Genomic DNA, 19,210 nt, shown 5'->3' with positions numbered 1-19,210 from the left:
CATAGACATCAAAAAATAAGCACTATATTTTCATATATGAAAAAATAAAATTTTAGAAATGATAAACAAAAAACCATCTTAATTAAGAGGTTTTCTGTTTACATGCTAAGATTGTTTTTGGTATATTTGCCTTGCTTTTTAATTCTTTTTTTCTTGCTTCGAATCGTTTTTAGATTCTATTGTTTCAAATGAAAATTTCACTAAAAATTTCACCTTATCTATTATTCCGTTTTTATTGATAACCTTTATTTTGAAAATAAAGTCTTCATTCTTAATTTCTTTTTTTGCCACAACATTTCTAAAGTATTCGTGTATTTTAGAAAATAATGTCTTTATTTCAAAACCAGTAACATTCTTCTTATTTTCAATAAAAAATGTTTTATTGTTCATAGTAAAATAATATGAAATAGCTAGCTTTAAACTAGTTAATTGTTGAATAAAATATTTAAAATCAATGTCATATTTATTTTTATCTTTAAATTTTTTAAACTCATCTTGCAGCTTCACCACTGCAATTTCCTTATCGGAATTTTTATCTAAAGCAAACACAAATTTCTTATTATCAAAATAACTATCTAAATTATAGCCAGTCTTATAAAACGAGTAGTTTGTCAAAAGATGAACTCCATATTCTCCATTTTGATTCGATATTTCAACTTTCTTGTCCAAATCAAACAATTCGCTTGCTGGTATTTCCTTTTCAAGCACAAATGTTGAAATTGTGTTGTTTTCAGATTTTTCGCTCTTTTCGAATTTCACATCACGTTCGCTATCATATAAGTAATTTACACTTCTCGACTGATTTGTTGAATAAAATATCGAAACACCAGAAATTACACCAATTGATGCAATTATTCCAGAATACATAAAAATAGTTGTCAATAGTTTTTTAATATTCTTTTTAGGTTTTGCCGATAAAGAATTATTCATATCACCTTTAGACTCGATTTTTTTGTTATTCTTTCTCATTAACTACTCCTATATATGTTTTAGCTCTTATCTTCAATTAAAATTTCTTTAATTCTATTAGCTATATTTCTAACTAATTTATCATCATTATTTAAAACCTTATTTTGCAAATAATGAACAAATAATGCCATAATACGATATCTATAAAAATCTAGTGGTTTATGTTTATTATATGATCGTCAAAATTGTTCCTCAATATTTTTATTAACTTTTAAATTTTCAAACATAAATGCAATATCTAAATATCTAGAACTGCGATAAGCAATTGATCAGTCAATCACATAAATTCCTTGGTTATCATCCCATAAAATATTTTCAAAATTAAGATTATTATGACAATTTGCATCAATCTCAATTTCTTTTATTCAGTTTACAATCTGAGAGATGAGATCATTACTACCAATTTCAATAACTAAATCTTTTTTATTTACATTATCCAAATATCACTTTATTTTTTCATACAATATGTAGTTAGGGAATTGAACATTTGAATCGTGATAGGTTCTCATAATTTTAGCCAATATCTTAATAGTTCTATGAGTTAATTGAAATTTATCCTTTCTAGTTAGCCATCTTCAAATAATTTTATTCTCATCTTCATAAATAAAAGTTGGAACAAAATAAAAATCTTCAATTGTCTTAATTTTAAGACGGTTATCAAATTGATTGTGGTGCTTATGCACAATAAATTTGTTGTTAATTATTGAGGTTCTAGTTTTATACACATTTAGGGACTCAGGAATTATATCCTTATTAATTGTTAAATAACGATAATCACTCTTATATTCTGCCTCGCGGTATGTATTAACCAAATATATGTAATCATCAAAAACATCCTTGTCTAAATTAAAATAGTCAATAATCATTTTTTTATCAATTCCAATGTTAATGTGCAGTAGTACAAAATCAAAATATGGGGAGTTAAGAGATACGCTATCCATATCCACCAACTTAACAAAGTTATACTTGTTAACTATAATATTATGATTTTGGATATTGTTATGGCTCAAAACCTGTTCTTCATTTTTGTACTTATGAAGCAATTCATGATATTTTTTGTCTTGAATAATAAACTTATTTCAATTAAATTTTTGCACCTCAATATTACACTCATGAAAACTCTTTACACAATTAAATATTGAATAAATAGTGACCTTTTTAAATTTTATATGAAATAAATCTTCGCCCGGAAATCATTTTTTTATATATATTCCGTCTTTAGCAAAAATATAATCCTTAAAATGTTTAATAACAATAAATTCATTCTCACATTCAGCATCAAATTTATGTTTAGGTATTCTTATTTGTACTCAAAGATTATTATACTTAGCAATAAAATATGTCTTATTTAATTCATGACGATAAAAACGGACATGAGAAATTCTCTTTGCAACTTCTTCATCAAAAGTAGTTCTAATCATTTCAAACATTCTTTCAATTTCAAACAAATGCGAATTATCAATAATATGATTGTTTTTTTCTTCTAAATACATAGATCTTCTTTATAAATTTGCCTTATATTCTTTATCATATTCAACTATTAGCTTATCAACCCTATCTAGATAAAGTTTGTCATCAAATGGTTTTATTGCATGTTTATTTATTCATAAAACAATTAATGCATTAACTATAATTTTATGAGCAAGTAAATATTTATGTTCAAAATCATCTCCATAAGCATCCAAAAATATTTTTTCCTGTTCCTTACTAAGATTTGATGATTCAATAAAATATGCTAAATCAAAATGTACATCGCCCATTGTTGCATACTCTCAATCTGTTATAAATATCCCTTTTTCATTGTCGATAAAGTTAAATAATCATAAATCATTATGAACAGGAGCTGAATTATCAATATTTTTTAAAAATAAGTTAATTTTTTTGTAATGTTTGTCTAAAATTGGAATTTTACGTCCTAACTTAGATATTGTTTCGCGATAAACCTTAAACCTTCTAGCTATTTGATTTTCCTTATAAAACTTTAATTTCGAATTATGAAGAGTAATCAATTTATTACCTATCTCTTTTAATTGTTCATTTGTTAATGTATTTGGATTTAGGATATCTCCTGGAATTCATTCATTAATAACCATGGTTTCATCTTCGGATATTGTTTTAGGAGCAAAACTAAAACAATTTAAAATACTATTAGGTGTCTTATGATTGAAAGAATCAAACTTTTTTATTTTAATGAATTGTTTATTTTCTTCATCAAAATATGTGGTGTTGGTATATCCTTGATTTTTAACTAACTTCATTCTTATTCCTTAAAAATCAATATTAGATACATATTTAGCATTTTCTTCAATAAAGTCATGTCTTGGTTCAACTTCTTCACCCATTAGTGTTGTAAATACGCGGTCGCAAACAGCTACATCATTAATTTGTACCTGAAGCATTTTTCTAGCATCAGGATTCATGGTGGTTTCTCACAACTGTTCAGCGTCCATTTCTCCAAGCCCTTTATAGCGTTGTATAGAGATAGCTTTTCTGTCATCAAATTTGCTTAATATTTCTTCTTTTTGAGCATCGTTGTAGGCGTATTCAACTCTCTTTCCTGCAACTATTTTATATAGTGGAGGTAAGGCTATATATACAAAACCATATTCAATCAGCGGTTTTAAATAACGATAAAAGAAGGTTAAAAGCAATGTTGAAATATGAGCACCATCAACGTCAGCGTCAGTCATAATAATAATTTTGTGATATTTTAGTTTATTAATATTAAAATCATGTCCAATACCAGTACCTAAAGCATGAATAATGGTCTGAATTTCTTGATTTGATAAAAATTTAACCTTATCATTTTTTTCAGCATTTATTACCTTTCCTCTTAAAGGCAGTATAGCTTGAATAGATCTATCCCTTCCGCCTTTCGCTGAGCCACCAGCAGAATTCCCTTCGACAATAAATAATTCTCTTATTTCCGCATTCTTAGATGAACAGTCGGCAAGCTTCCCAGGAAGACCGCTAAATTCCAACCCATCTTTTTTTCTTGAAGCTTCCTTGGCAGCATTAGCAGCTAATCTAGCACGTTGTGATTGCAAACATTTGTTAATAATATTTTTAGCAATATTAGGATTTTCAGCTAAATATCTTTCTAAAGACTCTGAAACGACTTTATTCGTTGCATAACGCGCATTTGCTGAGCCAAATTTTGATTTTGTTTGGCCATCAAAAACAGGATCACTATGCTTAATAGAAATAACTGCAATAAGTCCTTCTTTAGAATCCTCTTTGCTTATTTTTTCATTTCCCTTAAACAATCTATTTTCCTCAGCATATTTATTAAAGATTCTTACTATAGAATCATAAAACCCATTTTCATGTGTCCCGCCCTCAGTAGTTTGAATATTATTAGCATATGAAATAACTGTTGATTGATAGGCTTCATTATATTGAAAAGCAACCTCTACTAAAATTTCAACTTGCTTAGGCGGTTTGTTATTAGCAATCTGCTCCTCAGTTGGTTTGTCAACATCACTAAATGTGCCTAAGGCATAAATAACTTCTGGGTTTATAGTCTTTTTACCTTTATTAAGTTCTTTGACGTAGTCAACAATACCTCCATCAAAACAAAAAGTTTTTTTAGTATCTTTTGTTAAATCAATTAGGTTAAACATAAGGCTCTTATTCAAATAAGCCACCTGCTTAATATGATCGCTAATAGTACTAAAATCAAAATCTATTTTATCCATAACTGTATAATCAGGATGGAATTTAATTCTTGTGCCAGTTTCACCGATAGGCACTTCACCAATAACTCTTAAATCATCAATGGGTTTTCCACCATTTTCATATTTTTGATAATGTAATTTACCTGCTCTTTTTACTCAAACTTCAAAAGAATCACTTAAGGCATTAACCACAGAAGCTCCAACACCGTGTAATCCACCACTAACTTTATAGTTGCTTGAGTCAAACTTTCCGCCAGCATGCAAAACTGTTAAAATTGTTTCAACAGCAGATTTTTGTGTTGAAGGATGGATGTCGACAGGCATGCCACGTCCATTATCCTCAATCTCAATAAAATTATCCTTATGCAAGGTAACGCTTATCTCAGTAGCATAACCAGCCATTGCCTCATCAACCGAGTTATCTAAAATTTCTCAAATAAGATGATGAATTCCTCTATAGCCGGTTGAGCCAATATACATTCCTGGTCTAACACGTACAGGATCTAATCCTTCAAGAACTTGAATATCACTAGCAACATATTTTTTTTCCTCAGGCATTTTTTCTCCTTACAATATAATTGCTTTGCAATTATAATAAATAAATTATATCAAAAAGTCATGAAAAAATGGTTTTATGTAAGCATGGTTAATATTAATAAATGTAAAATTTTCTAATTAATATGTTGTTCTGCCTAACAAGTGATATTTTTCTTTTCATTTTAAGGAATAAAATGCAAATAAACATAACTTTATTAATATATTTTTTAGTATTCTAATATACAAAAACATCAGTAACTACAATATTTAACATATCTCTATCTTTACATAATCAACAAGTGCAAAATTTAAATCCTTTTCTTCTCCTACTTTTCGTAAATTGTTATTATTTTTTAGTTCTCAGCCTTTTCGAAACCAGTTCCTTTTTTAGGACTTTGCCACTTTTTATATTAAATTACCTTTTGCTAAAATATATATTTTTTACATATTTTTTTATATTTTAAAGCTGCTAGCTTCTTTTAAATACTGCTTTTAAATGCCATGGGCGCAATCCCTTATTTGTTTAAAAAGATCTAATCTGTTCTTTTATATTTGACTATCGCACATGATTAAATTTAATTTTAAAAAATCCGGGCACAAGTGTGCCTGGATTTTTTGACCGTGTTTGATTTGTTTTGATATTTTTATTATTTAAACGCGCCTGTTAAACTGCTAGTATCAACATCTTGTCTTTCTACTTCACTAGCTTGAAATAGTGGTTGGTTATAAATATTGTTCTTATTAGCAACAATGTTTGTTCAAAATTTATAAATTTCAGCATTAAAACTTCTTGCTTGAGCATTATAGTTTCTAATAGTTGCATAAATTTCATCTTCTTGAATAGCAATTTCGGTTTGAAATTGAAGATATGATCTATCAGCTTTTAGATTTGGATATTGTTCAATTTGAATATTAATTGCTCTTTGAACTGAATTTAACGTATCTGATACTTTTTTGACGTCTTTTTCTCCCTCTATGTCAACTAATTGTGAACGTAGTTTAATTATTTCTTTCTGAGTTGATTGTTCATATTCGGCATATCCTTTAACAACATCAAGTTGTTTAATCAATGTTGCTCTTCTTTTCTTTTCAGCCGCTTGAATAAGAGAAGATGCCTCTTGAATTCTATTCATTCTTTCAAGTAGTTCATTTCTTTTGCGAATGGCAACTAATAGTATTATTCCGATTGTTATAATACATAAAATTATAAATAACGTTCTTTCACCTTTAGTTGGTTGTGGAATTTTGATTGAATTATCAACATTAGGCTTAAACCCTTCATTTGATTGAGGTGTTCTTGAATCAAATAGCATATTGCCTCCTTTATGATTAAATAATTATACTATCTAAACATAGCAAAAATTTTATTTATCTCATCTTCACTAATTTTTTCATTTATATAAATATATGTACCGTTGCTATCAATTGATATTTTATAATCTTTATTAGAAATAAGCGATTTTTTTATTCTGTTAACAAACAAAAGGCAATCATCTAGTTCATTACTTCTATTATTATGCAAGCTCTTATTAAAGGCTAAATATTTATCTGTATATTTCGCTGCATCCATAAATGAATTTGAAATTGAATTTTCTCGAAACAAATCACCATATGATACAAAATCATTATCTTCATTTAAGGAAACAGAAGGAATTCAAATAATAAATTTTTCTTCTGTAAATAAATGAAACCTTTCAAATGGCACCTTAATAATAATCCCGCTTTTATATACTTCATCAATAAGTTGCTCTTTTCAATATGAATCAATACTAATCTTTAAAATAAGGGCATTTGAGCGCTTTATTCCAGTATCTTTCTTATATTCTCTATCAACAACTTGTTCTACATATTTAACATATAATTCACGAGCATTATCTTTTGTTTTCATTGAAAACTTATTTCCAGTAATTGCTTTATTAATTACATCAAAATAATTAAAAAAGTCTGTTTTATCCTCACCAACACTAGCATCTTCATAAACATAATCGGATAAATATCTCTCGCCCCGTTTTTCATATTTTTCTGATGCAATATTTGGATTTAAGTATGCCTTAGTTATTGCCTTAAATACAGGTATTAAATTATTTGCAATGATTAAAAGCATTCTTGAATATATGTCGCCAATAGTAATCAGATTATTTAAATCAAATAAAAATCCCATCCAATTATGCAATGAGGAATAACCGATTTTTTCCTCATTATAAACTCTTGAAAGCAATATATTATTTTTATACTTACTAAATAGTGGTCCTGGATAACCAAAATATTGCGCATAGTTAATAAAATTTTCTTGCGTTTTAACCTTAAAATAGTCTATAAAACCAATTTGATTATCATAATTAAAATTGTAATTTTTATAAAATTCCGGTCTTTCGAGTAAAAATTCTCCTTTTCTAAAAAGCTTATTATATTCTTTCTCGTTTAAATATTCTCGAGTTTCAATAAAGCTTAGATCAGGACGATAATTTGTTGGAATATTTAAGGCATGCATGGGCACTATAAATGGTGTAGGCTCTGTATGATAGGCATAAACAGCTTCTTCTACTCACGAGTCCTTAGTCCTAACAGTAATATATCCAACACCTCGTGTTACAACATCTCTTCATTCTTCAATGTTATATAAAACATCATAAAAATAAGAATTTCTAACTTTATATTTTTCTATCGCACTAAAACCGTAAAAGTCATCTCTATTAAAAATAGGACTAAATTCCTTTTCGCAAATTCCATATATTTTTTTAATATCCATTAGTGCTAAAACTTTATTTTTTCATTCCAACATTGAATACTTATTAAAAATTGTTGCTAGTATACTATTATTTTCATTTATTTTCGTTTGAATAATAGATAGCTTTTTACTTTTGAATTCTTTGAAATCTTTAATAGTTTTTTTATTATTATTAAAAATAGGGATAAAAAATAAACCTATTATTAAAAAGAAAAGAAAAATTATCAAACCATTAACGAATTTCCTAGAATTAATTTTGTTTTCCTTCTTGTTCTTGATAATTTCTTGCTCTAGTTCTTTTATTTTATTAATATTTTCATCAACAATTTTAATTTCGTTTTCATTATTCTTATAGACTTCTTCCTCAAAAATTTTATCAAGAGCTGGCTTAATATTAAATGCTAATGGTTCGTATAAAGTATTAATCTGGTTGGAAAAAATTTTATTTCAGTCTATTTTCTTGAATTTGTTTTGTTCCAAAGTACTTGCATTCATATCTTAATTATTCCTTAAAATAGATCTTCTTTATCTTTTATCAAAGTAAAGTTTTGTTTTGGCTTTTCATATTGCTTCTTATTATTAATAGCACTATTAATTTTAAAATCTTTCTTTTTTTCAATGCCTAGATCATCCTGATCAAAAATATTTTCTTTTTTATTAACTTCCTCATTTTTTAAAACAACAGATTCTTCTTGTTTATCAATCAATATTTTTTGTTGCTCATCAATTTTTTTTAGGCCCGCCGGATTAATATCCAAATCACCAGAATTTAGAGTACTAATGTTTTGCTCATCAATTAAGCCATTAGTAATATTTTCTCGATTTTGATCATCATACATTGATGCTTCAAATTCCTGCGTGCTAAAATCAGGTTCATCTGGAATTATACATATACTATCAGCAGTTACCTCTCTCGAATCACTTAAGGCGTTATCATCAAGAATGTATACTTCTTGACTTTGTACTATTGATGTATCATCAATCAGTATTGTCTCCTTGGTGGCATTATCTTCAGAAAAAATATCTTTCTTGTCTAAGTTAGCATTAAGATTATTTACTTCCATATCTCTTTTTAGCTTTTTATTTCTTGGTGATATTTTCTTCAATTTTAAATCACTAATAAAAAAGAAACATAAGCTAATTACCAAAATAATGATAGGAATGATAAACGATAAAACGATTCCAATCTTATTACCAGGAAAAGCCATCGCCACATATATAAATGAATTAATCAAACCTGCATTTCATTTATTTGGCAATCATAAATTTTGTTCATTCTTAAAATCAGAATACCATTTATCAAATATTGCTAAAAAAGCATTTTTAGAATTATATGGTGCCGGCTTCAATTTAGCATAGTAAATTGATGTGCCCAATAAAATTAGCGCAATAAAAATAAACAAAAGCCGCCATAAGCTAAAATGGAAAACACCAACAGAATATGTGTTTTTCATTTTAAAGATATTCTTAATTGCTAAAAAAAACAAATATAGAAAAAAAATAGGAGAAAATAAACCAAAAAACATTCCAAAAGTGTATGTATGTATTGTCGTCAAGCCCTTAACATTTAAAAAAGATACAACAGTAAAAAACACAACTATAAAACATATCATAGTCCAAATAAAAGGTTTGTCTTTGGATCAAAAATATGTCTTTTTTCTTTTTATTTTTTTAGGAATTTGCTCTTGTTTTGTATCATTTTCAATATTTGCTTCTGATGCCATATTATCCTCTAAATTTCATATAAAGTTATAACAATCATTGGTTCTTTTGATAGCACCTTAAATATTTTTCTTTTTATACTTTTCCGTAATTTTTCCTGTATTTCTTTTAAATCAATATCATTAGCCTTTTTATCCTTAAATTCTTTGGAAACCATGTCATTAACAATTAAGGTAATAGTTTCTTTATTGTCTTTAGTGATTATACCATAAGAAGAAATATGAAGTTGGCCAATTGGTTGTTTGGTTTTATAATCAACTAAAGTGCTTATTGCAATAACTCCGTCTCTCGAAAGATTTTCGCGTTCATTAATTACTTCCTGAGAAATATCGCCAACGCCAAAACCGTCGATAATTGTATCCCCAACAGATTTAATAGAATGTTTTTGGGATATAAGCTCATTGTTTAAAAATTCTGCCACTTTACCATTTTGCAAAATTATACAATTGCCAAAATTCATTCCTGCATCACGCGCTACATGAGATGCAACCACTAAATAACGATAAAGTCCTTGTATAGGAATAAAATATTTTGGTTTTAATGTTTTGATTATATTGTATATATCTTCTTTAGCAGGATTACATGAATAATACTGATCTGAGCTTAATTCAATTAAATTTGGTGTGTTTCTTGCTATTTCATCTAATGTCAATGCGTAATTAACTTCAAGGCCATTTACAGGAGGCGCAATTATTATTACTGCATCATCAGATCTAAGTTTTAAATAAACGTCATTATTTGATGCGATTCTAATAAATCTTAAATATAACCTTTCAATAGCACCAGTAACAAGAATTACTGCATTCTTTGTTTCATTAGCAACACGATAATCAATGAATTCTGGTAATTGAAGATCTGGATTAATTTTTGATACTAAATTAATAAATTGCGAATAATTTCTTCCATATGTAACAACAGGACGATTATATCTTTTGGCTAGAACTAAAACTTCGTGTGCTGTTATCATATCTTCATCATACAAACCAACTATTATTCTCTTGTTATTAGGGGTTTCCTTGAATTTATATTCAATTTTTTTTGAAATTCAAAGTTTATCTATACTTCTTCCAGGGTAATTCGAATGCCCGGAATCTAAGATTAATAACTGCAATTTCTTTCCATTATTGATAATTTGTCTAATTTTAGGAACATCAGTTTTTCCATAAGGACCCAAGTCTCCATCAACAAAATTTGCCATAAAGAGAATATTTCCATCCTTATATTCAAAGTTAAAACCTATTTGTCCAATCAATCCACCAGCTAGATCAAAAGGAGTAACAACTACATCATTAAATTCAATAGGCATGCTAATTGTTTTTACATCATAACTATGATTATTGATATTGTATTTTGAAATTCTATCCATAATAACAATACGATTAAATGGACTTGTATAAATTTTTAGGTTGGGAATTCTCATTAATAATCAAGGAATAGCAGAAAATGATTCATTTTTAACGTCGGTTATAAACACTCCAACAATATCTTTCTCTCTTTTCACAAGGTAATCATAATTGCAAATTAAAGTATCAATCCCGTTATGCGAATTTATTGGCACCTTAGTTCCTGAATTAATAATAAAAAGTTTTTCATTAATCTCCAAAACATAAGAGTTTTTACCATTTTCATCCAATCCACCTAGTGCAAAAAAATTTATTTTGTTCATATTCCCCCATATCAAAATTATTCATTGAAATCTTATAAGAATTTAATTAAAATAATTTTAGCAACTTTTTTTATTTCTATAAGAAATTAAAAAAAATAAAGCGGTCTACGCTTTATTTAATTAGGAACTCAGCCCACACATAAGTATGATCCGAAAGCACAGAACCATTTCGGATTTTTTCATTTTGACCAATTTCAATTCCCAATTTTGTTAATTCTTCAACAAGTTTGCTATCCTCTTTTGTTTTATAAATATCAAAGATGCCAGATTCTTCAAGTTTATAATCGGTTTTATAAAAAAGTTTATCATATGGTTCTGAGAATCTTTTGGTTGTACCAAGTGATGTGCTGAATTTTTCAGTGTCACCAAACACAGACTTATATTTTTCTTTGAGTGTGCTAAAAACAAATGATTGTTTTCCGTGTTTTATATTAGTGTCTCCGCCAAAGAAAATATTGCTTTGAGGTCCGTCTATTGAATCAAAATAATCTAATACATTAACTAGTTGTTGGCCCTCTCTATATTCGAATGTTCCAACCCCTTTTTTTGTTTTTTCACCGATTGCCCTATTTGATTTAGAAACCCCTGGAGCGTCAAAATGATCGAATACAAAAGTTAGTTTAACATCTGGTTTTAATTTATATTTAAATTTTATACCATAGGGAGGTCTTGCATATTGGGCCTTTTCACTAGAATTAATAGTGAATTCTTGTGTATAACTATAACCAATTTCGCCATTTGAGAATGCTTCTGGTTCCATTTCCTTTGTGTTATATATAACTGCTACATGCTCTGCAACATTAGGTCCAAATTTATCGCCTTTCAATTTTTTTGAAGCTATGTATGCATACATATTTGAACTTGATAATTTATTCATTTCATCAACAATATTTTTGACACCATCGGCATTATCAACCTCAGTTAGGCCCAAAACATCAAAATTTTCTTGTTTTGCTAGATAAGCAATTCTTTTGGTTTTCTTTTCTTGTTTTGTTAAATCACCTGTGAAATTTAAAATATTTCAATGCCCATATTTAACTTTATTGTCGCCACTTGGATCGGGTTGCAAAGGTTCTTTGTCCTTCTTTTCATCATCTTTATTATGCTCAGTTTCACCAGGATTCTTTGGTAGTGGAGTAGATGAAGAATCACTTGATCCATTATTTTGTTCTTTATTATCGTCGCCCTTATCTTGGCCAGAATCCTTTGTATCCTTATTTCCTTCTTCTTTTTTTTCTTTTTCAGGATTTTGTTTTAAGTCCTGGTCATTATTTCCATTATCTTTTTCTTGGCTTTCCTTTTCTTCTGGCTTTTTGCTATGATCAACATCATTATTATTTTTATTACCGCAACTTGCAGCAATCAATGGCAACAACACAAGTGGTGATGCACATAGTGATAATAATATTTTCATCTTTTTGCTTTTATTTTTCATAATATAAATTTTACTACTTTATAAAAAATATCATCTAGGAGATATATAGTTTAGGTTTGCCCTCTTTTAAATTTGCAATATTTACTATAAAATTTTAAAAAAATAAAATTATAAATTTTTGTTTTTAATTTAAGCTATTTTTTATCAAAATCATAACCTAATTCAAATAACAAATCCTTTATTTCCTGAGCTTTTGCAAAATCTCATTTCTTTGAAGCTAGCTGCATCTCTCTAATTAATTCATTAATGTATGACTTTTTAGCCTTTAATTTATAATCATTACCAAATTTAGAATTCAAAATAAGATCAACATTAATTTTGGGAATCGGTTTAATAACCGTTTTTGGAATAATATTGTGTTCTTTGTTAAACTTTATTTGAATTTCTCTCTTTTTTAAATTATCATCTATAGTTTCTTTCATTGCTTCAGAAACTTTATCAGCAAAGAAAACTACTTTTCCATGGTCGTTTCTTGCGGCTCTGCCAACAATTTGAATAAGTGAAGATGTATCTCTTGAAAATCCGTTTAAATCGGCATCCAAAACAATAATTAAACTAACTTCAGGTAAATCAATGCCCTCTTTCAATAAATTAATTCCTATTACAACGTCGAACTTTCCCATGCGAAGTCCCGCTAGAATAGCATTTCTTTCAAAAATTTCTAATTCATGATGAATGTAAGCTGATTTAAATTTTTTTTCTTTTAAAAAATCCGAAAATTCTTCTGCGCTTTCTTTTGTCAAGGTTAATATTAATGTTCTTTCGTTTCTTTGAATCTGTGATTTTAGTAAATCATATATTTTGGCTTGTTGATTCTCTTTAAGCATAATCTCAATTTCTGGATCCAACAGCCCAGTTGGCCTAATAATCTGTGTAATAACCTCACCATTAGCATATTCAATTTCTCTTTTTTTGCTTGGTGTTGCAGACATATAAATGCGAGGAAAATCATACTCAAAAAATTCTTCATATTTTAATGGCCTATTATCAAGAGCAGATGGTAAACGGTAACCATATTCAACAAGAGTATCTTTTCTCGATTTATCACCGAGATACATTCCTTCCAATTGCGGTAATAATAAGTGACTTTCATCGATGTAAATCACAGCATCCTTTGGCAAATAATCAAACATTGTATAAGGTTTTTGACCTGGCAGTCTACGATCAAGATATCTTGAATAATTTTCCATGCCTTTTGTATAACCAAAATCTTCAATAGAAGCAATGTCAGCATTAATACGCTCATTTAGCCTTTCATACTCAAGGAGTTTGTTATTCGATTTGAAAAAATCTAGCTGGCTAGATAATTCATCTTTGATCTCTGCAGATATCATTTGAATTCAATCTTTATTCATGATATAAGTGGTACATGGAAAAATGGTAGTACTGCTAATAATTTCGATAACATCCTTAGTTATAGAATTAATTATTTTAATACTCTCAATTATATTATTCTCATTAACTTCTATTCTTATTTGGCCATTATGCTTATAACCAGGGCATATTGTTAAGACAGAACCATATGCAGAAAATTCACCAAAATCAATATCAGGATAGATCTTTTTATTTTGATAGCCCATTTGTACTAATGAATATTTTATTTCCTTGATGCTTATGCCCATTCCGACATAAATATTTAATAAATATTTCTTGTACTCATGTGGATTAAAAGCGCCATAAATTGCTGCAACAGATGCGACAACAATAGTGTCCCTTCTATTGAGTAATGAATTAAAAGCTGAAATTCTCATTGATTCAATTTCCTTATTAATTGTAGATGACTTTTCAATAAACAAATTATCTTTAGGCAAATAAGATTCAGGACGATAATAATCAAAATATGAAACAAAGTATTCAACTTTATTTTCGGGAAATAGTTCTTTAAGTTCGTTATATAATTGGCTAGCTAAAGTTTTATTATGACTAATCACTAAAGCGGGTCTATTGCTATTTTGAATAACATTGGCCAAGGTGAATGTTTTACCTGACCCCGTAACGCCTAATAAAACTTGATGTTTTTTGCCCTCTTTTAACCCCTGAATTAATTTATCAATTGCTTGGGGTTGGTCGCCAGATGGCTTATAGTCAGAAACAAGTTTAAAATTCTTCATAATTTAAATTATATACTAAGCATATTTATCTATCAGAAACATCCCTTCTATATAAAATTATGATACAATTAGTTAATTATGAAGATAGCAAAAAAAATATTATTAACATTAACAAGTATTTCTGTTCCTTGCATCTCTACTGCCCTAGTTGTTTCGTGTTCGAGAGGCGAATCATTGAATGATTTTGCGAAAGCCTTCGTTTTAGGAACGGCTGGTAGAGAAAACTACAAAAAAGATACTAAAACACTAGATTTAAGCAAAACTAATCTAAAGGTTATTCCAGCTGGAGCCTTCTCAGGAAATTCATTACATGGTTTGTTTTTAAACACTAATGAACAATCGCATGCAGCTCCTGAATTTCTTGCTGCACCAGGAATCTTTGATATTAAAAAAAATGAGATTAATATAGAAAAAATTATCCTTCCTAGCAGTTTAGAAATTATTGAAAAAGGCGCTTTTGCCAATTTAGGATTAAAAGAAATTCAATTTGATATTTCTTCAAATAACCTAACAAAAATTGAAGATGAAGCTTTTGCAAACAACAGATTAACTAAAGTAGAACTACCATCATCAATTGCAGAAATAAATGAAAAAGCATTCTATAACAATCAAATAACTTCAATCAATATCGAAGCCGCGGCAAGACTAAAAAAACTAAGTTTTGGTGTTCTCGCTAAAAATAAATTAACTCAAATAAATTTAAAGAACATTAACACTATTGAAGACTCGGCATTGGCGCTAAATGAATTTACAATGCTTAACTTACCAAAAAATGTTACTCGTGTTTCAGAAAAAATGTTTTTCTTCTTTGGAAAAAATAGTGATGCTCATAGCGTAGAATTAACCATTGAAAATGATACTGTTAAAAAACAACTAACTAACGCGCTTAAAGAAAACAATGATCTTCACTATTCAATCAAATAATTTTTGATCAGCTAATGGCTGATTTTTTATTTATTTTTTGTTTTTTGGATTAAAAACTATTTAATTATTCCGATTTTAAGCTAAAACCTATTATCTAAAATTAATTAGGCATAACTTTATTAAATATTTGATTTATTTAATCATAAGCATTAAAATTTTAATCTTAAAGATTGTTTTATTAAACGATATGATTTCGTAATTAAATATTAAGAAAAAATATAAAAATATCCTTGCTTTATTTGCCTATTAATTCTTAAAAATTATTCATTAATCTTTATTATCTATTTCATAACAAAGAAGGTGGCTTATATTATGCTGCTCCTCAAAAAGGTGAAAAAATATCCACAAAAAATAACATTTGCACATTATATATTTTTAAAAAAATAGTGCATCGCCATTATATTAACGCTTATTTTATACTATGAACATAACATAATAATTCTTTTTTTAAAAAATCAATAATTTAATTTTAGATATTTGCTGCTTTAAAGTTTTTTTGCAAATTTCTTCCAAGCTTCTGTATTTCAGCGTAACAAATATAATAAAGTCCTAAATAGTGGATCAATTATTGCAATAGAACTTAAACTTATTAAAAATATTTCTTGACTTATATTATTGCTTCCAAAAAGAATTAGAATATATACAAAACTAGTTTGTAATCCAATCATTGTGAATATAGAAATTAAATTAGACATTCAAACATCATTGGCTCCCCACAAAGATCTTAATGTTGTTAATGGCCCTACATCCATCAATGATTTAATTGCAAAAACGCTCATTAAAATGTAACAATATTGGTTTATTAATTTTGTCTCTATTGAATATATTTTAAACAAGGGGTAAGTTAAAATAATTCCCAAAATGCCGAATAATAGCTGAACTATAAAACCAGTTTTATAAGCTAAATTACCAATTTTTTTAGCCTTATCAAGTTTATTTTTTCCGATTTGTGTTGCCACAACAGATGAGGTAACATAACTTAATGCTAGCAAATAAGCAGCGAATAAATCATAGATATTATTCAGAGCCCTTCAAAGACCAATAAACCTATCATTTAATTTAGCGTCCGGAATAGCCTTGGATAATAAATATTGCGAAACAAATCAAATCCCTGTTTCTAGTGAGATCGGGAAACCAATTTTAAGAATTTCCTTAATATATTTATTATTCCATGTTTCTTTAAACTTAATTTTATGGTTCTTGACAACATATTTTTTCACTAAGATACTAGATATCACAATATTAATTAATGAACCTATGATAATTTCAAGTGAGGCTAGGAATGCATTTTTTATTACAAATAGAATCATAAAAATTCAAATTGTTCTAACAATTGTTCCAACAATTACGCCAATTATAGCAAGTTTATTTTTCTTTATTGCTTGCAATGAAGAATTCATTATAAAGGCAATGGAAGTTATAAAAATATCAATAGTACCAATTCTTAAAAATTTTATAGCAAAACTATGTTCATTTTTAACTTCTACTTCAACATTAGTTGGAATATAATTGATCCCATCAGCAAATCCACCAACAAATATTTTATGATTTAAATCAAGTTGATAAACCTGCTCTAATTTTAAGTTAGATTTCTTTAAATTACTTATAAAATTGTTATAGTCAACTTCCTTTTTTCAACCAATAATAAAAGTATTTTTAGCGCCTGAAAGTGATAAAAGTTTAGGAGCACTAAAAAATACAATTAAATATATTACGCCATTCAAAATTAGTGATAAATAAAAAGCTGATCAAAGAAGTTTTGCAATTTCTTTTTGCTTTCCTTGACCATAAAGATTGGATGCTACAACTAAAACACCAAGTTGGAATAATAATGGTAAGAAAGTTATTATTTTATATACAACAAATATCTTTGCAAAAGTATAAAAATAATAGCCATTGTAAGACCCATCAGCATGATAAACACGATTATAAAAGCTGACAGCTAATGATCCCGCAATGGTAACTGTGGCGAAAAATAATGTCTGAATAAAAATGGGAAAAGATAACCTTAAAAGATATTTGAAGTTATATTTTTGTTTAAAATACTTGTCGTTTTCAATTGCTTTAATATTCATAGTTTATCTATTAATTTTACTAAAAACATAATTATAATTTTTATAATAAAATATATAGATAAAATCATATCAAAACATATAGGAGAAATTATGGGTTTCTGGTCAAAACTAAAAGATAAACTTTTTGGAACAAAAGAGGAAAGAATTGCAAAAAAACAAGCTAAAATAGAAAGTAAGGAAAAGAAAAATCTTGCAAAAGAATTAAACAAAAAAAATAAATTAGAAAATTACATAGCAGGTTTATCTAAATCAAATTCCTCATTCATTGAAAGCATTAAACAAATACAAAATAGGCATAATAAAATTGATGATAATTTCTTTGATGAACTCGAAGAATTACTTATTATGTCAGACATTTCAATAAAATTAGTTCAAATAATAATTAACGAATGTAAAAAAGAAGTTAAGAACGAAAATATTCAAGACCCTAAATTGATTAATGAAATTATTGCAGACAAATTATTTACTTTCTACGCCTCTAATTCAATTATTGATACAAGTCTTAATGTTCAAGACAACCGAATTAATGTAATTTTGGTTGTCGGTGTTAATGGCTCTGGTAAAACTACTTCAATATCTAAAATCGCTCACAAATTAATTCAAGAACAAAAAAAAGTTTTAATTGCTGCTGCGGATACATTTAGAGCTGCAGCCGTTGAACAGTTGGAGATATGGGCTAATAAAGTTGGCGCAGATATAGTAAAACCGCTTAACAATGAAACAGATCCTGCGGCAGTTGTTTATCGCGCAATTGATAAAGTTAAAAACGATAATTATGATGTTCTGATAATTGATACTGCAGGAAGATTGCAAAACAAAATTAACCTTATGAATGAATTAGCTAAAATTAATAAAGTACTGCAATCCAAAATACCAGGCGCTCCTCATGAAAGTTTATTAGTTTTAGATGCTACAACTGGCCAAAACGGTATTTCACAAGCAAAAGCTTTTGGCGAAGCGACAAATCTAACTGGAATTATTTTGACAAAAATGGACGGAACCTCAAAGGGAGGGATTGTATTAACAATTAAAGATGAAATTAATCTAGCCGTAAAATTCATAGGCTTAGGGGAAGGGATAGATGATTTAGCCGAATTTGATCTTGATTCATATATTTATGGTTTAATGAAAGGTATAAATGAATAATGGAAGATATTGAAGAAAGAGAAAAAATTATTAAATTGTTTGATAAATATGGGCAATTATTACCACAATCACAAAAGCAAGCCCTATATCTCCATTTAATTGAAGATTTATCTTTTGCTGAAATTGCTGATGAGTTAGCAATGTCAAGACCGGGCGCATTTGATGCTGTTAAAAAAGCAAGGCAAAAACTTATATTGCTTGATAAGAAACTGGGTTAAAA

14 protein-coding genes are annotated in these 19,210 nt (G+C 27.9%); 3 read left to right on the top strand and 11 right to left on the bottom strand.

What is annotated here, in order from left to right; all coding sequences use genetic code 4:
* Positions 1–138: 138 nt before the first annotated feature.
* From ACSH4Z_RS03085 to uvrB, 10 genes are all read right to left on the bottom strand, one after another.
* Positions 139–969 (bottom strand): hypothetical protein, encoded by an 831-nt coding sequence (locus ACSH4Z_RS03085; RefSeq protein ID WP_438340526.1) that lies wholly within the window; start codon positions 967–969, stop codon positions 139–141.
* A gap of 20 nt (positions 970–989) precedes the next feature.
* On the bottom strand, positions 990–2,462 hold the full coding sequence (locus ACSH4Z_RS03080; protein ID WP_438340525.1) for a hypothetical protein: 1,473 nt from the start codon (positions 2,460–2,462) through the stop codon (positions 990–992).
* A gap of 9 nt (positions 2,463–2,471) precedes the next feature.
* A complete protein-coding gene (locus tag ACSH4Z_RS03075) occupies positions 2,472–3,227 on the bottom strand; it encodes a phosphotransferase family protein (RefSeq protein ID WP_438340524.1) in 756 nt (251 codons plus the stop codon).
* Positions 3,228–3,236: 9 nt separating this feature from the next.
* Positions 3,237–5,204, bottom strand: coding sequence for a DNA topoisomerase (ATP-hydrolyzing) subunit B (gene gyrB / locus ACSH4Z_RS03070; protein WP_438340523.1), 1,968 nt, complete (start codon positions 5,202–5,204; stop codon positions 3,237–3,239).
* A gap of 626 nt (positions 5,205–5,830) precedes the next feature.
* Positions 5,831–6,496, bottom strand: coding sequence for a LemA family protein (locus ACSH4Z_RS03065; RefSeq protein WP_438340522.1), 666 nt, complete (start codon positions 6,494–6,496; stop codon positions 5,831–5,833).
* A gap of 29 nt (positions 6,497–6,525) precedes the next feature.
* Positions 6,526–8,406: a hypothetical protein gene (locus ACSH4Z_RS03060; protein WP_438340521.1), complete on the bottom strand. Its 1,881-nt coding sequence runs from the start codon at positions 8,404–8,406 to the stop codon at positions 6,526–6,528.
* 14 nt (positions 8,407–8,420) lie between these two features.
* Positions 8,421–9,365 (bottom strand): hypothetical protein, encoded by a 945-nt coding sequence (locus ACSH4Z_RS03055; protein WP_438340520.1) that lies wholly within the window; start codon positions 9,363–9,365, stop codon positions 8,421–8,423.
* A gap of 278 nt (positions 9,366–9,643) precedes the next feature.
* Positions 9,644–11,299: a ribonuclease J gene (locus ACSH4Z_RS03050; RefSeq protein WP_438340519.1), complete on the bottom strand. Its 1,656-nt coding sequence runs from the start codon at positions 11,297–11,299 to the stop codon at positions 9,644–9,646.
* Positions 11,300–11,411: 112 nt separating this feature from the next.
* Positions 11,412–12,734, bottom strand: coding sequence for an MnuA family membrane nuclease (locus ACSH4Z_RS03045; protein ID WP_438340518.1), 1,323 nt, complete (start codon positions 12,732–12,734; stop codon positions 11,412–11,414).
* Between the two features lie 134 nt (positions 12,735–12,868).
* The gene (gene uvrB, locus ACSH4Z_RS03040) at positions 12,869–14,845 is read right to left on the bottom strand and encodes an excinuclease ABC subunit UvrB (RefSeq protein WP_438340517.1); all 1,977 of its coding nucleotides are present in this window, start codon (positions 14,843–14,845) and stop codon (positions 12,869–12,871) included.
* Positions 14,846–14,923: 78 nt separating this feature from the next.
* On the opposite strand from uvrB, the gene ACSH4Z_RS03035 reads away from it, so the two are divergent.
* Complete coding sequence (locus tag ACSH4Z_RS03035; protein ID WP_438340516.1) at positions 14,924–15,769, top strand: leucine-rich repeat protein; 846 nt, start codon at positions 14,924–14,926, stop codon at positions 15,767–15,769.
* Positions 15,770–16,254: 485 nt separating this feature from the next.
* Here the strand turns inward: ACSH4Z_RS03035 and ACSH4Z_RS03030 are convergent, their stop codons facing one another.
* Entirely contained in the window at positions 16,255–17,844 is a 1,590-nt protein-coding gene (locus tag ACSH4Z_RS03030; protein WP_438340515.1) for an MATE family efflux transporter, read from the bottom strand.
* A gap of 90 nt (positions 17,845–17,934) precedes the next feature.
* On the opposite strand from ACSH4Z_RS03030, the gene ftsY reads away from it, so the two are divergent.
* Both ftsY and ACSH4Z_RS03020 read left to right on the top strand, forming a co-directional pair.
* The gene (gene ftsY, locus ACSH4Z_RS03025) at positions 17,935–18,990 is read left to right on the top strand and encodes a signal recognition particle-docking protein FtsY (RefSeq protein WP_438340514.1); all 1,056 of its coding nucleotides are present in this window, start codon (positions 17,935–17,937) and stop codon (positions 18,988–18,990) included.
* Positions 18,990–19,208 carry a sigma factor-like helix-turn-helix DNA-binding protein gene (locus ACSH4Z_RS03020; protein ID WP_438340513.1) on the top strand — a complete coding sequence of 73 codons (219 nt, stop codon included), beginning with the start codon at positions 18,990–18,992 and terminating at the stop codon, positions 19,206–19,208. Before ftsY ends, ACSH4Z_RS03020 begins: the two co-directional genes overlap by 1 nt.
* Positions 19,209–19,210 lie beyond the last annotated feature (2 nt).

Origin of the sequence: Mycoplasma sp. 125, assembly GCF_051549845.1 — a bacterium.
Lineage (GTDB): Bacteria > Bacillota_I > Bacilli_A > Mycoplasmatales > Metamycoplasmataceae > Metamycoplasma.
Note: the sequence above shows the minus strand (reverse complement) of the source record. Positions and strands in the feature narration are given on the sequence as shown.